This window comes from Megasphaera jansseni (assembly GCF_047974155.1).
GTDB lineage: Bacteria > Bacillota > Negativicutes > Veillonellales > Megasphaeraceae > Megasphaera.
This window is the reverse complement of sequence record NZ_JBHYRR010000008.1, coordinates 22,237-36,870: the sequence shown is the minus strand read 5'-3', so window position 1 is coordinate 36,870 and position 14,634 is coordinate 22,237. Positions and strand designations below refer to the sequence as shown.

Below are 14,634 nucleotides of genomic sequence, written 5' to 3'. Positions count from 1 at the left end.
AAATACAGGGGCATCCATTTTTTATCATGACAGTCGTATAAACAGGGGTTCAGGTATTATATACCATACGATTCAGGACATACGGGCCATCAGGATTTCTCCTAAGGTCTTGTCGAATTCTTCCAAGAATCCATTGATTTGTGGGGTCATGGTCTTACTATGGATTAAGACCATTTGCAGATATTGGACTTCAGACCATCCGGGCACAGACAGTTGACATAAATGTCCGGCCTTGATTGAGGACTGGACGGTATATATGGGCAGGACCGAGATAAAAGGTTCCCGTTCTACGAGACGGCGGGCAGTGTCGGCACTCTGCATCTGCAGGAAGAAATGACATTCCACCTGCTTTTCTGCTAAAAAATTACGGAATAGTTGGGTGTACGGTGCCGTTTCTTCCATCATGATGAATTCCTGCCCTTCCAAATCGGAATCAGAGAGCGTTTCTTTTTGGGCCAGCGGATGCTTAGGATTGGTTACGATGACAATAGGAACCACCCGGGATTTCCAGATATTCCAGCTCGTATCCGGCAGGGCATTGCCGATGAGACAGGCTGTATCCAGCTGGCCATGGCTCAATTTGTCCAACAAAGACGAGGTGGAATCGATGCATAACTCGATATGGACATGAGGGAAGCGATGATGATAAGCAATCAGGGCATTATCCAGCAGGAGTTCGGACAAGGAATCGGTCATACCCACACGAATGGTGCCGTCTATATTTTCTTCTGATTTCATGAATGTTTCCATTTCCAGTGCCGTCGAAATGATTTGCCGTGCATAGGGAATCAGTGCTTCGCCATAGGCGGTAAGAAATATATTTTTACCAATCCTGTCAAAAAGCGGATGGGCCAGCTCCTCTTCCAGCTGTTTAATCTGGGCGCTTACATTGGATTGGGAATAACCCAGTTCTTTGGCAGCCTTGGTGAAATTTTGCAGGGATGCGACCCGTAGAAAAGTATTCAGGTTTCGTATTTCCATGGCAAGTACCTCCGGAATCATAGAATAGGGCTGTACATATGTTACAGGTTTTTCATTCCCCAGTCCTTCAGTTCCACTAGGATTGGTACCAGGCTTAGCGCTTTGGGGGTGAGCGAGTATTCTACCCTTACGGGCATTTCATTATATTGATGCCGGTCAACCAGCCCGTCTTTTTCCATCTCTTTAAGCGACTGAGCCAGCATGGTATTCGTAATGCCGACAACGGAGCGCCGGATTTCTCCATAACGCATCTTATGCTTCTCGTTCATCAAACACAGAATCAGAATTTTCCATTTTCCTCCGATAATATCCAGGACTTTTTTTAGTCCGCATCCAGGTCCTCCGATTGAGGCGCAGGGATCTGCTGTCTTCATAATAGCTCCTTTCTGTTTTTATCGTGGTGAGAAAAAGCGGACAATACTCCGTTTTTTCTGACTACATAAATAAAAACTGCGTACTTGATAAGTTTTCCGTACTACACTATAATAAGCTTGTCCCAAGAAAAACACAAGTCCAGAAGGGAAGAAAATCATGAAATATACTTTTACAAGACAATTTTAAAGAGATAGTAGTTCACAGTGATAAGCGGGTACTGATTGATTTTTATGCGGACTGGTGCGGACCATGTAAAGTAATGAGTCCGGTTGTGGACAGAATGGCCGAAAAGGATCAGGTTATCGGCGTAACTCCAGAAAGTGTGCTGGAGAAAAAAATACAGAAAATGCTTTAAGGAGGCTTTTAAGATGGAAAATTACAAAGTTAAAACACAGGGGATTTGTTCAAAAGAAATTGATTTTAGCATAGAAGATGGAAAACTGTATCATGTACATTTTGTCGGCGGATGTCCCGGTAATACCGCTGCAATTGGAAAGCTTCTGGAAGGTACTTCCGCACAGAGAGCCGTTGATCTCCTCAAGGGAAATAAGTGCGGTATAAGAACGACGTCCTGTGCCGATCAGCTTGCAAGAGGCGTTGAAAAAGCACTGGCAGATGTCGGCAAAAATGCATAAGTAGTTTCTATAGGGCCGTTGAATACAAGAAAAGGGTGATGGTATGCGCTACCTTGCAAAAAACGAAAACATTGAAGAATTGGTTCATGAAAACAGAGTCATGATCATACAGTTTGGAATCATTACCTGTGCACCTTGTGCAGCGGTTGCAGCTAAACTGAACGCATGGGGAAAACAGCATCCTGAAGTGCCTATGCGTTATATTTCAGTAGAAGAATACCCCAATCTGTCTGCTCAGCGCGGTATCTTTTCTACCCCTGCAGTATGCCTGTATATCGATGGAAAATGTGCTTTAAAGGCAGCCGGGTATTTTAGTCTGGAAGAATTTCTGAAGAGAACAGAACGATATTTGTCTATGATGCAGAATCAATAATAATAGTATATGAGACGAGATAAAACAGCCTGACTACTGACAAGATTAGCGGTCAGGCTATTTATCTGTCCAGCTAGAAAAAAATTACTATCCGCTACCTACAGAGACTATCCAGCAGAAACGCCAGACTGAGGTATCAGGAAAAATTAATTGGTTCCTAGAAAAAGCAGTTGAAGATACTCACGGTCGTTATCAGGCATGGTGGGATGACGAAGATCACAGTAAAAAGAAAGATGAGCTGGAGAACGAGTTGAAGAAGAAATGTACCGTGGCTAGAGCCTGTAGATTTAGTATACATAATTAAAATACCGCCGTAGTTAATTTACGGCGGTATTTTTTCTATTATGCTATTATCAAAATTTCCTATAAAACATCTCACATTGAAATAAAAATTTAGTAGCTTGGACCAATAAAACATCCTATAAGAACTTCCCACAAAAATTCCCACTTTGAAATGAAAATTTAGGGGATTTGACAAGATTTGAAGAATATTAACAATACAACATGATATCTAATAATTGGCTTAATAAAGCCATTCATAAAGCTTTACAGATGCTCCCAGAATCTCCCATTTTATTACTGCCGATAATTTAACGTTATCGGAAGTAATAGCGTGTTTCTTTCTACCCCGTTATACCGCTCATCATCAAAACGCCTTATGCAAGTATTTTTCATCTAATTTCTTTTTTATTTTTCTTTTTCCGGCTCCCTGTCACCATGGCAAACAAAAATTTTAATAGCCGCTTGGGTCATTCCATATTATTTCCTTATTATATGTACTGAATACCGATGGCTAAGCGTATCATGGGCTGACTGGAATCGAATACCGGGCTTATTAAATGGCTTCGGGAACTAAAAGTCAGACCTGGCATCTTGATGTCATTTAAATCGCTGGAATGACTAGATCTGTTGGATCTCTTGTCATAATCTATTATCTATGGTTACTCGGGCTGAATAACACATTATGACTACGGATATACTGTTTTTTTCGAATTGGTATCGGCCTGATAGTTGAGTTAATCAACTTTTTTTAATAAGCAAGTTATCTCTGTCAAAGTAGTTCAAAAATTTACTTCTTGCGAATGATTTTCTCTGGCAGTATAATAACATTTATCTATTACTTAATTATGTTATGGAGGGTTATTCGCCATGCAGCGATTTTTATCTTATGAAAATATGATTTTAGCCGTCGTCATGATGGTATCTTTTATCAATCCTTTTACCAGCAGCGCCCTGACTACGGCCCTGCCTGGGATTGGTACTGCCTATGGCGCGACGGATGCCCAGCTCAGCTGGGTCATCGAATTGTTCCTGATTTCTTCAACAGTGACCATCATGCCTATCAGTAAGATTGCAGACCGGATTGGCAAACGCCACATCTTTTTATTCGGCGTATCCTTGTTCTGTGTTTCGTCACTGGCCGTTTATTTTGTTACTTCGCTCTATGGGCTGTTTGTACTTCGCATCTTGCAAGGTCTGGGCAGTGCCAGTATTTTTGCGACCAGTATGGCCATCGTATCTTTAGTAACACCGCCGGAACGCCGTGGACGGGCCATGGGATTTACGATTGCCGCCGTGTATTGCGGGTTATCGTTTGGACCAGTACTGGGTGGCTTTTTTACCTATTACTTGGGCTGGAAAACGATTTTTTACTTCATTGCCTTTATCTGTGCCCTGGCCTGGCTGATTGCAGCCAGCAATATGACGAAGGAAGAATGGATCGTCAATGCAAAAGGCAGTCTGGATTTACCGGGCAGCCTGTTATATGCTCTGGCTATGATTGCCATTATGGTAGGCTTATCAGAAATAACGAGTCATCCTTTGGCCAAATACATCTTAGCAGCAGGAATCCTTTTATTCCTGGTATTCTTGTATGGCGAATGGCATCGAAAAAGTCCAGTCCTGCCGGTTCGTATCTTCGCCGGCAATCGCGTCTTTTCTTGTTCCAGTCTGGCTGCCATGCTGAATTATTGTGCGACCTTCGGTATCAGCTTCCTCTTGTCTATTTATTTACAGCGCATTACCGGACTCAATGCCCGCGATACGGGGATGGTCTTACTGATTCAGCCCATATTGATGGCCCTCTTATCCCCTGTCACGGGTTCCCTGTCGGATCGTATCAACCCGGCCGTCCTGGCATCTTCAGGGATGATTTTGATTACGGTCGGACTCTCCCTCTTAGCCGTGAATGTATCCTATCCCTTTTTCTGGCTCATCGCTATGGCCCTGGTCATTATCGGCATCGGCTTTGCCCTGTTCACGGCTCCCAATAACAACGCCATCATGGGTTCGGTTACCCCAAAATATTATGGGGCGGCTTCGTCCGTAGTCAGTACGGTCCGCCTCATCGGTCAGGTCCTCAGTGTGGCCATTATCACCCTGATTTTATCGCAAAGCGGCGCCACTGCGACATCGGTCTGGCTGGCCCAGCATATCCAGCAGGCGTTCATCGTCTTTACGATTCTCTGTGCCATCGGTATTATCCCGTCTGCTGCGCGGAGTAAGTAGTGATTCGTGGCTCGTGTTTAGTGGTTAGTGGTTCGCAAAAGAGGATGCTGCATTAAGCAAAAAACGCATAATGCAACATCCTCTTTTCAAAAAGCGTATGAAATTAAATTTATGTATTTACGAGCCACGAGCCACTACAACGATTTTACAAAATAATGAGCCGAGTCATCGACGAGGCTGTTTTCCAAGAGCGCCTTGAATTCCGTAGCACTCATACCGCTTGCCTGGGCGGAGAACTGGTAGTCCCCGACTTTCCAGTGTGCCACATAAGACGTATCGCTGATTTTCGCCATGCTGACGGTCTGGCCATCGATGACTTGGTCTTTCCAGGTCACACTATAGACACCGGAAATGTCTTTGGCCGTTGTATCAACCTTTTGAGGCATTGTACGGACACGAACGGTCGTTTCTGGCTGTCCTAATTTCTGGAATCCCAAGTCTGCCGTGTGTTTTCCAATCAGGGAAATATAATAGCAGCTATATCCAGCATCACGAGTCAAATACAACGGCGTAAAACCAGCGGTATGGACTGCGCTTTCATAGGTATCATACGTCACGATGGGATTCGGCATGCCAATGAACCGTCCATCCGACGTATTCGCTGCCAGGGAGACACTGCTTATCATCAAAGCTACGCCAGCCAATATAACAGATTTCTTTAAAGAACCTTTCATTTGTTACACCTCAATCATAGAAAACTGGGAATAATGTGTACGCTTACAGTATACACAAACGTTTAACCTATGTCAATCTCATTCCCAGCTTTTCCAGATATCCGGCGCATATCCTACAGTCGCCTTGGACCCATTGCGGACGATAGGCGTCTTCAGGACCTGCTGGTTGGCCAGTACTTTGGCATCTTTTTCATCGTCGACAGCATATTGAATCAAAGCCAAGGCATCCTTGTCCTTGCATTTGGGATTGAGCAGCGCATCGAGGCCGCCGACAGCCTGTTTGACTTTGGTATATTCGCCCTTGCTCAAGCCTTTTTCTTTTAAATCGACGAATTGAACCTTGATGTTCCGTTCTTTGAAATAGCGGATGGCTTTCTTTGTGTCAAAGCACTTATTCGTACCGAAAATCTGGATATTCATGGGGTATACCTCCTAATGAGCGGCGGATTGAGGCTGATGGGCTTTCTTTTCCGCGGCTTCTTTTTCTTTATCGGCTTCGATTTCAGCCCATAACTTATCGGCAGTCGGTTTCCACTGCGCTGCATAGGCTTTGCATTTAGCACACAGGTGTTCTGCCGATTCCGGCGACTGCAAATCTGTCGATTTGGCCCCACTGCGTTTGACCATTTCCGCTAAATACTGCGGATTTTCCAACATAGGGCAGGGACGCAGGTGGTTGTGGTTGAACGGCTGGCCTTTGGCATATTCTTTGAAGAGCGGCTGCTGCAGACACGAGAGCAGGCTCTGCTTATTGATATTGGCGCTGGAGTAATGGATGAAGACACACGGTTCGACATCCCCATTGGGGTTAATGTGGCAATAATTGCGGCCGCCGGCGACACAGCCGTCGATGAACTGACCATCGTTCTGGAAGTCGATGGCGAAAATCGGCTTGCCCCCTTTTACGCTGCGGATTTCACGGACCCGGCGTACCATATAGGCCCGCTGTTCCTGAGTCGGCAGCAGATCCGGCGAGGCATCATTGCCAACCGGCATGTAATGGAAGTACCAGGTGAACCATACCCCTTTCTTGATGAGCAGGTCCAGAAATTCATCGGACGTAACCGTGTTGATGTTTTTCCGGGTATAGCAAATCGACGTCCCGAAGACGATGCCGTGTTTGCGCAGCAGGTCCATGGCGTGCATGACCTTGTCGAAATCGCCTTCACCGCGGCGGCTGTCGTTGACTTCGCGGAATCCTTCAATGCTGAGGGAGAAACTGAGGTTGCCGACTTTCGTGACTTCGTCGCAGAAGGCGTCGTCGATGAGTGTCCCGTTGGTAAAAGCATGGAATTCACAATCCGGATGTTTCCGGCACAAGCGCAGGATATCGGCCTTGCGTACGAGCGGTTCGCCACCTGTGAGCAGATAAAAATGACATCCTAAAGCTTTGCCTTCGCGGACAATTTTATCCATGACGTCGAACGACAGGTTCAATGTATGTCCGTATTCAGCAGCCCAGCAGCCAATGCAATGCAGGTTGCAGGCACTGGTCGGGTCGAAAAGGATGGCCCAGGGGATATTGCAGTGATATTTCGCCTTGGCAGCATCCCGCGTGCGCAGTCCGTAAAAACCAGCTTCAAAGCCCAGATCCATGACGGCCGTCTTAACAACATGCGGGTCCAGGGTATCTAAGGCCGTATTCAGGAATCGGAACCATTTACCGCCTTCATCGATCAGTTTGCGCGCATCATCAAAGGATTCTTTTTCAAAAAGGTCGCCAAACAGATGCTGCATGACATAAGATAAGCGTTTCAATGTTTTTTTACGGGCTGCCGGATTGTGCTCAGCCATGATGCGGTCGACCAGGATTTCGACAGCCTTCTTTTCGATACGATGGGTTAACTTACTCATACCAATCATCTCCTACAAAATTAAACAATTGAAACGGCGCTGTTTCTTTGTATAGTTCTATTATACGACGATTTTCGCAAAAGTCAAAAAGTCAGTTCGATTTCAGAAAACAAAAAGCTTTGGCATTTGGGAAAATATATTATATAATATACTTGTACATTATTTATTGACACCATAAGGGGGATTTTTTATGGCTAAAAAAGAAAACAAGTTCAAGGGGTATGATATTTCAACGCAGGCCGTCCATACCGGTGTCGGCTATGATGCCGAAACCGGCGCCGTCCGCCGGCCACTGCATATGGCCAACAGTTATAAACTGCCGGATGACCTGTCCAAAGTCAATTACTCGTCGACAGACCTGCTGATGTATGCCCGTAACGGCAATCCGAATCAGCATTGGCTGGAAGAAAAAGTAGCCGCTCTCCACGGAGCCGATGATGCCATCGTCCTGGGAAGCGGTGTCGCAGCCCTCCATGCCCTGTTCTGGACGCTGCTCAAGACCGGTGACCGCGTCGTCTATCCTAAAGTCAGTTACATGGCGGTTTATCGTCTTTTCCATGAATTATTCAATCGAAAATTCGGCGTCGAAACGGTCATGGTCGATATGACTGACCTGGAAGCTGTCAAAAAAGCGATTACGCCGGGGACACGTCTGGTTCACGTCGAAACGCCGGATAATCCGACTGACGGTATTTCAGATATCGCAGCAATTGCCAAAATCGCCCACGAAAACGGGGCGGTCTTATCGGTCGACAATACCTTTGCGTCGCCCCTGAATCAGCGGCCGCTGGACTTAGGTGCCGATTTCGTCATCGAATCGCTGACCAAGTATATCAATGGCCATGGCGACGCCCAGGGCGGGGCCATCATTTCCAATGATCTGACGACCATGGACCGGATTCGTTACGAAGCGCAGGTCAATGTCGGGTCCGTTATCAGTCCGTTCAATGCCTGGCAGATTTTCCGCGGTGCCGTGACCTTCCCCTTGCGGATGGAACGCATCAATACTTCGACGCAGAAAATTGCCGAATGGCTGGAACAGCGCCCAAACGTCACCTTTGTTTCCTATCCTGGCCTGCCGAGCAACCCCGGTCATGAGCTGGCCAAGAAACAGATGAAAAACGGCTATGGCGGCGTCATTTCCTTCGGCATCGCTGCCGACGACAAAGCGGTAGAACGATTCTGCGCCGCCTTGAAAGTCGTCACCTTCGCCGTCTCCCTCGGTCACGATGAAAGCCTGATTTTCCCGCAGCCCAGCTACGATGAACGCATCAACCTCTACCCGGAAAAATTCCGGAAAGGTTTCATCCGTTTCAGCATCGGTCTGGAAGACCCGGATGATATTATTGGGGACCTGGACCAAGCGCTGAAGTCCATCGGCCTGTAAGGCGTTAGCGGAACCAACGGCTGCCGTACAAAAGAATATCCTGGGGGATCCACCCCGATAGAAAGCGAAGCAAGGTCGAGACGACATCCGGCGTGATGACGACTCGGCCTTGCTTTATGGCTTGGAAAGAACGGCGGGCAACAGCCTCTTTCGTCCCCGCCAGGGGATAATGGCGGAACTGCCGTTTGGTATCAGTCTGGCTGGCAGTCGGAATGAATTCCGTATCTTTGACCCAATACGGGCAGACCGCCGAAACGAGGATGCCTTTCGGAGCCAGTTCGGCTGCCAGAGCCCGGCTGTAGCGCAGGAGAAATGCTTTCGTGGCAGCATAGACGGCCAATTCCGGAATGGGCAGGAAAGCGGCACAGGAACAAATCTGCACCAGGTGGCTGCCGGCATGGCAATAAGGCAGTACGGTTTGGACCAGGCTGACTGCAGCTCGGTCGTTGAGGTCGATCATATTTTCCAGGACACCCGCCGGGACCGTCGAAACGGCGCCCATTTTGCCGAAGCCCGCAGCATGGATCAAGTAGCGGACTGTCCCCTTCTTTTCGGCTAACTGCTGCTGTAAGGTCTCGAAGGAAGCGGGAGCCGTTAAGTCCAGGGGATAAATGCAGCAAGGTGTCGTCAATTCGTCTGCCAGCGATTCCATCGGAGGACGGCGCCGGGCTACGAGCCAAATTTCATCCATCCCTTCGCGGTCTAACAGTTTCGCATATTCCCGCCCCAGCCCGGATGAAGCGCCAGTAACAATGGCAATATCCATCATATCGCCTCCTGACAAGCTGCATAAAATGACAAATATTCGCGTTCTACATCGGCAAATGGCCGCGGCCGGTAATCGGGGACGCAGTGTACCTGTGGCGGCTGGCCTTGGGGCTGGTCCTGCAAGAGATACGTCAGATCATACCAGAGAAAATCATCGTCGATGCCTTTGAGCAGCCGGGTTTCGGCTTCATTCAAGGGCTGCCCTAAGAATTTTTGATAAATCAGGGCTAGCAGTCCTTCTTCTGTCTGTCGATATATCGGCATGAGCTGCTTTATCGGCCGGGGAACATCCGACATATAACATTCTGTGGCGTCGTGCAGCAAAGCCGCCAGTACCAGGCGGGACGGCAGCTTGCGGGCCTGTGCTTCTTTAGCGCATTGCAAGCAGTGCTGTCCTACAGAATAAAACGTTGTTACATGACCATTGCCCCGGCAGATGAGCGATAAAGCGTGGGCAATATCTTCAATGCAGATGCTGTCCGGATTGGGGTGAGTGATATCAAAGATTTTTCCGCTATAGGTAGTGATTTGAGGAGACATAATGGAAGGTCTTCTTTCTCTATTATTTTTGAATCTTGTTATATTATTCCGATAAGTATTAATTATCGGAAAGTTAAGTATTTATGCTAAATACACCATATTTTGCCGCCGCGTTTGCCGCCATGATTTCACAAAATCGAATCGAGTTTTTTCATAGCTGCTTTATTGCGCTTATCGGTAATCGTATCGTAGATATTGGCAGTCGTAGCAATCGAAGAATGACCCAATCGTTTAGAAACGTAGTCCAGCTCGATGTTGTTCTCCAGCATCATTGTCGCATGGGTATGGCGGAAGGAATGGAAACTACCACCGCCAAATTCTTTTTTACACCACATATTAAAGTAGCGCATGTCATTACTATTCATGGGGCGGCCGTCTTCACGGGTACAGACGAAATCACTTTCTACGTAGTCGTCGCCGTAGAGACGGTGGTTCTTCGCCTGCTGGGCTTTATGGCGGAGCAAAGCGTGGTATAAAGTTTCATTAAAAGGAATCGTCCGGACGGATGACTTCGTCTTAGGCGTCGCCTTGCAAACGGGGGTTCCTTTTTTATCATATAACGTACTGTCTACGGAAATCGTGCGATTTTCCATATCTATATGGGACCATTGCAAGGCCAGACATTCGCCGACACGCAGACCGGTGCAATACGCAATCATGCAGGGTGCGTAATATTTATGACCTACGGGAAAGGCGTGGAAAATAATCTGGATTTGCTGATGTGAAAAGATGACTGGCTTTTTCCGGGGAACGTCGAATTTCGGCATCTTGACGTTGGCCATAGGGTTTGTTTCAATGTATTGGCGGTTGGAGACAGCCCAGCGCATGGCATCATTAAAAACCGTAAAAATCGACTTGACCGTCGACCGGGAATAGCCATCCTGTTTCAAACTGTTAATCCAGTCCTGGATTTCCGCCGTCGTCAACGCCTCCAGATTATCATTGCCAAAACGAGCACCAATATGCCATTTGATGATACCTGCATAGGAATCATACGTATTGGGACCCAAATTAATGCGCACGTCCTTTTCCAGCCATTCCGACAGAAAATCCATGACCTTGATTTCCGGTTTTTCCGGCAGTTCCGCCTTTTCGTCGAGGGCCTTCATGGCCTGCCGGTAGGCTTTGGCAGCCTGAGCATATGAAGTACCGCCGACGCGTTCTTCACGCTGTCTTCCCTGTCCGTCTTCCGTCGGGACTTCAATCGTATAATACCATTTCTTACCTCGTTTCCGTAAATACATATGCGGCACCTCCTTTGTTTACTATTGTACTATGAGAAAAGACAAGATGCAACAAACGTTCCTGCTGAATTTGCCAATTTAAGGAAAATTAAACATCCTCTCCATGTAATAACTCATGAAATTTTAGAAAACGCCTTTAAAAGGCACTGATAAAAAAGATAGCCATAAGCATGGTAAAAAAGAAAATATGTTCGTTGAAGTAATTTTCGTTTCGTCGAACATATTTTCTTATGCGATTTCTTCGCTTGCTTGATGGGGATATATCCTTGAAAAAGCGTATACCGTAAGGCATACGCTTTTTGATTTTTTATCAGGCGAAACGGCGAACCCGGTAAAAGCGGATCCAGGAATCCAGTTTCTTCATACAACGGGTCATATCTTTATCAATTACATAAAATAAATCCGCAGTACTCCATTCTGGATATGGCAGGAATGTCAGCAAAGCCTTTCGCAGCTCTGCTTCCTTCCAATAGGTACAATATTTATGATAGTAATCTTTTATTTCAGGAACAATGCAATTTTTACTCAGCGCCTGGCGGATGATGGGCGGCATCTTTTCAGAAAGATTAGCATAGATGACGTAATCCCAGGGGAAATATTTCCCTTCCAGGTCATTCGTCCAGACCCCGGCGTTGCCAATTTCTTCGGCATAGTAATAATATCGGCTGTGAGGTGCCCATTTTTTGAGGGCATAGTTCCATATATCTTCGGCTGGGCCCCAAGCCGATTCGGTGCTAAAATGCAGGGACAGCTGCCTTTTGGGAAGCTGATGGTAAGCGCTTTCCGTAATCCGGGTCTGAACAAATCCCCGGGGATCAAAGACAAACGGCATCCCCAGCGCCTTTACAATATGCATGAAGTGCTGTTCATACTCTATAGGACTTAAACACGTATCCTCTTCATCGGCTTCTTCGAAGGGATGCTGCGCAAAGGTCCACAATAACTGATCCCCCAAGTTCCGGATTTCATCATCAGGACCTTCAAAATAGTATTGGGTAAAACAAGTATTCGACATAATATAACCTCCTGTTCAATCAATCAAGCCCTGTTTCCGCATTTTTTCCAATGCAGGAATCGTATAAAACGGAGGCCTCCGTTCCACATAATGAACCGGGCGAATATAAATATACGTATCATAACACATCCGCAATCCCGATAAGTGCATTTCTTGGGAAAATCGATCCAGAAAATCGTCCATTGCTAAATCGGGTCCCGGATTGAGTTTTAATAACAACTGTTTCAGTTCTGGCTGATGCCAATAGCTATATCGTGCCTCTAACTTACCATGCCCTAGTTCGGAATCTGGAAATCGGTAGGTTGCATAAGGCTCAAAAAACGTTCGTATCTTTTCCGGTGTCTGCGGTGAAAATCTGATTTGCATCACATAATCCCAGGAAAAATATTTCCGCTTGATATCATTCGATTCGACGACCTCGCCACAGGTCAAATAATAATAGCGGCAATGGGGTGCCCATTTCCGCAGCAGGGTATCCCAAAGGTCCCAGCAATTCCCATTCCAGACCTGCAGGGCCATGGCCCATTTCCCATTCCGCAAAAGCTGGCAGTCTCCGGCCTGGATACGATGGATGAGGGCTCCATCGTACCAAACGCCGTCCGGCTTCCCCAGCGCTTGCCAGATATGGGCAAGTCCGCGTTTGCCATATGTATTGGTTATTGTCTTATCATCGGGAGTCCGTTCTGATGCCCGATGAATGATTTGATTCAGGCATTGCCTCAAGGTAAGGATTTCATAACCAGGCCCTTCAAAATAATATTCTGTAATGCATGTCCACATAAGCGTTCCTCCTGTTCAAAATAATCCATCGAATGGGAACGTACGCAAAAAAAGGCACACGTATAGTACCATTCAATATACTATAACGTGCGCCTTTATGGCATACACTCGTCACTTGCTTACTATTTACTTATAAAATAATTATATACTGAATAAGGAATAAAATCAACTATCAGTAACAAAGAAAAAGCTAATAGTACTGAAACGAAATACCAAAAACAGAGACTGAAGAAAGGCGCAGACCTCAAGCTATTGGCAGTCTATTTTCCTTGTGCCATTTGCTGTTTTAACGCTTTATTTTCCTGCTCTAACTGTTCTACTTTTTGATTCAACAGGTCAAGCCGCTGTGCCAATTCCGTTATGCCTGTAGTATCCTGGTTATCTGCCAGCCGGCTTGTTTCTTTAGGACCCACACGGAATGTAAGACCGACATTTCCCGCCGTTTTATGTTCACTGCCAAAAGAAGTAGCCCCGCTAAACGAAACCATGACATCGGGATTGGCGTGATAGAAACCGCCTAATGCCATAGCCTGTTTTCCATCATAGGCACCACCAGCGGCCGAAATTTCAAAGCCCTTGGAAGATTGTAACGGATGCAGTCCGGCTAAAGCCGCTGAAATAGCACCGACCTGGTCGATTTCGTTACCCAAGTAAGTAACATTCTGCTGAATCGAAGAAGCCGTACGCTGTAACTGCCCTACCGTGGCCGCATCGGTGGTACTGATCCCGTCGGCAACGTGGGTAATGCGCCGTTCCAAACTGCTGGATCCGACCGATATCGTATTCGCTTCATCGGCTACACTATTAGAACCCAGCGCTACACTATTGCTGGCACTTCTTGTGACTTCCGCTTTATATCCCAAGGCAGCGGATTGGACACCGTTTGATTTAGCATAGGCACCGATTGCCGTTCCTGTTTTAGAGGCATACGTGTCTAAGCCGATATCAGTCCGCGCATTATGTACGACAATTTTGGCTACATCGGTTCCATCCCCTAAATTCGAGGGATGGTTGCCTGTCCCATAAGGATTGTCGTCACCGGAAGCCTTGGACGTGACTAAAATGGAGGCACCGGCCCGTGCATCGACACGGGCTGTTGTCGAAGTAGCCCCTTCTGAATTCGTACCGGTTCCACCTATATTCAAATAAGAACCATCGGCAACATAATCAGCAGCGCCAACCATGACTACTCCACCAACCATTGCCATCGTTGTCAGCACAGCACATAATTTTTTAGCTTTGTTCATGGTACTCCTTCTTTCTTTTATGATTTTATAGTTTTTATGATAATATTTATCATTTCTTCACCATAATAGCACAACTGATATTTATTTTCAATATTATTTTTACATATATTCTTTGATATAGTATATGAGTAAAAATAAATCGCTTTTCCCAATAAAAAAACGCTGTCACTTAAAGACAGCGTCGCAAAAAAGTGGATTCTCTTCCAGCGCATAGCAGCGCAATTCATACTTTTTGGTGCCTATCCCACAAAAT

At 46.4% G+C, this 14,634-nt stretch carries 16 protein-coding genes; 5 read left to right on the top strand and 11 right to left on the bottom strand.

The genetic code is table 11. The features are described from left to right. Positions 1 to 72: 72 nt before the first annotated feature. Together ACE418_RS04565 and ACE418_RS04560 are read right to left on the bottom strand one after the other, a co-directional pair. Positions 73 to 981, bottom strand: coding sequence for a LysR family transcriptional regulator (locus ACE418_RS04565; protein WP_416449504.1), 909 nt, complete (start codon positions 979 to 981; stop codon positions 73 to 75). A 41-nt stretch (positions 982 to 1,022) separates the two neighbouring features. Continuing rightward, complete coding sequence (locus ACE418_RS04560) at positions 1,023 to 1,355, bottom strand: winged helix-turn-helix transcriptional regulator (RefSeq protein ID WP_416449503.1); 333 nt, start codon at positions 1,353 to 1,355, stop codon at positions 1,023 to 1,025. Between the two features lie 164 nt (positions 1,356 to 1,519). On the opposite strand from ACE418_RS04560, the gene ACE418_RS04555 reads away from it, so the two are divergent. The 4 genes from ACE418_RS04555 to ACE418_RS04540 all read left to right on the top strand — a co-directional run bounded on the left by ACE418_RS04555 (position 1,520) and on the right by ACE418_RS04540 (position 4,872). Further along, a complete protein-coding gene (locus ACE418_RS04555; RefSeq protein WP_416449561.1) occupies positions 1,520 to 1,711 on the top strand; it encodes a thioredoxin family protein in 192 nt (63 codons plus the stop codon). A 13-nt stretch (positions 1,712 to 1,724) separates the two neighbouring features. Continuing rightward, entirely contained in the window at positions 1,725 to 1,991 is a 267-nt protein-coding gene (locus ACE418_RS04550; RefSeq protein WP_416449502.1) for a TIGR03905 family TSCPD domain-containing protein, read from the top strand. A 43-nt stretch (positions 1,992 to 2,034) separates the two neighbouring features. Then, on the top strand, positions 2,035 to 2,364 hold the full coding sequence (locus ACE418_RS04545) for a thioredoxin family protein (RefSeq protein ID WP_416449501.1): 330 nt from the start codon (positions 2,035 to 2,037) through the stop codon (positions 2,362 to 2,364). A 1,149-nt stretch (positions 2,365 to 3,513) separates the two neighbouring features. Beyond that, positions 3,514 to 4,872 carry an MFS transporter gene (locus tag ACE418_RS04540; protein WP_416449500.1) on the top strand — a complete coding sequence of 453 codons (1,359 nt, stop codon included), beginning with the start codon at positions 3,514 to 3,516 and terminating at the stop codon, positions 4,870 to 4,872. 134 nt (positions 4,873 to 5,006) lie between these two features. Here the strand turns inward: ACE418_RS04540 and ACE418_RS04535 are convergent, their stop codons facing one another. The 3 genes from ACE418_RS04535 to ACE418_RS04525 form a co-directional block, all read right to left on the bottom strand. After that, positions 5,007 to 5,546 carry a hypothetical protein gene (locus tag ACE418_RS04535; RefSeq protein ID WP_416449499.1) on the bottom strand — a complete coding sequence of 180 codons (540 nt, stop codon included), beginning with the start codon at positions 5,544 to 5,546 and terminating at the stop codon, positions 5,007 to 5,009. 78 nt (positions 5,547 to 5,624) lie between these two features. Further along, a complete protein-coding gene (locus ACE418_RS04530) occupies positions 5,625 to 5,966 on the bottom strand; it encodes an arsenate reductase family protein (RefSeq protein ID WP_416449498.1) in 342 nt (113 codons plus the stop codon). 12 nt (positions 5,967 to 5,978) lie between these two features. Then, on the bottom strand, positions 5,979 to 7,400 hold the full coding sequence (locus ACE418_RS04525) for a radical SAM protein (RefSeq protein ID WP_416449497.1): 1,422 nt from the start codon (positions 7,398 to 7,400) through the stop codon (positions 5,979 to 5,981). Positions 7,401 to 7,590: 190 nt separating this feature from the next. Here ACE418_RS04525 and ACE418_RS04520 point away from each other — a divergent pair, with 190 nt between their 5' ends. Next, entirely contained in the window at positions 7,591 to 8,787 is a 1,197-nt protein-coding gene (locus ACE418_RS04520; protein ID WP_416449496.1) for a trans-sulfuration enzyme family protein, read from the top strand. Between the two features lie 4 nt (positions 8,788 to 8,791). On the opposite strand, the gene ACE418_RS04515 is transcribed toward ACE418_RS04520, so the two are convergent. From ACE418_RS04515 to ACE418_RS04490, 6 genes are all read right to left on the bottom strand, one after another. Beyond that, positions 8,792 to 9,556, bottom strand: a complete 765-nt coding sequence (locus ACE418_RS04515; RefSeq protein WP_416449495.1) for an SDR family NAD(P)-dependent oxidoreductase — start codon at positions 9,554 to 9,556, stop codon at positions 8,792 to 8,794. Next, positions 9,553 to 10,095 (bottom strand): HD domain-containing protein, encoded by a 543-nt coding sequence (locus ACE418_RS04510; RefSeq protein ID WP_416449494.1) that lies wholly within the window; start codon positions 10,093 to 10,095, stop codon positions 9,553 to 9,555. Before ACE418_RS04510 ends, ACE418_RS04515 begins: the two co-directional genes overlap by 4 nt. 128 nt (positions 10,096 to 10,223) lie before the next feature. Further along, positions 10,224 to 11,339, bottom strand: a complete 1,116-nt coding sequence (locus tag ACE418_RS04505; protein ID WP_416449493.1) for a tyrosine-type recombinase/integrase — start codon at positions 11,337 to 11,339, stop codon at positions 10,224 to 10,226. A gap of 310 nt (positions 11,340 to 11,649) precedes the next feature. After that, positions 11,650 to 12,354 carry a hypothetical protein gene (locus tag ACE418_RS04500; RefSeq protein ID WP_416449492.1) on the bottom strand — a complete coding sequence of 235 codons (705 nt, stop codon included), beginning with the start codon at positions 12,352 to 12,354 and terminating at the stop codon, positions 11,650 to 11,652. Between the two features lie 15 nt (positions 12,355 to 12,369). Then, the gene (locus tag ACE418_RS04495; RefSeq protein WP_416449491.1) at positions 12,370 to 13,134 is read right to left on the bottom strand and encodes a hypothetical protein; all 765 of its coding nucleotides are present in this window, start codon (positions 13,132 to 13,134) and stop codon (positions 12,370 to 12,372) included. A gap of 260 nt (positions 13,135 to 13,394) precedes the next feature. Continuing rightward, positions 13,395 to 14,381, bottom strand: coding sequence for a YadA-like family protein (locus ACE418_RS04490; protein WP_416449490.1), 987 nt, complete (start codon positions 14,379 to 14,381; stop codon positions 13,395 to 13,397). Positions 14,382 to 14,634: the final 253 nt, after the last annotated feature.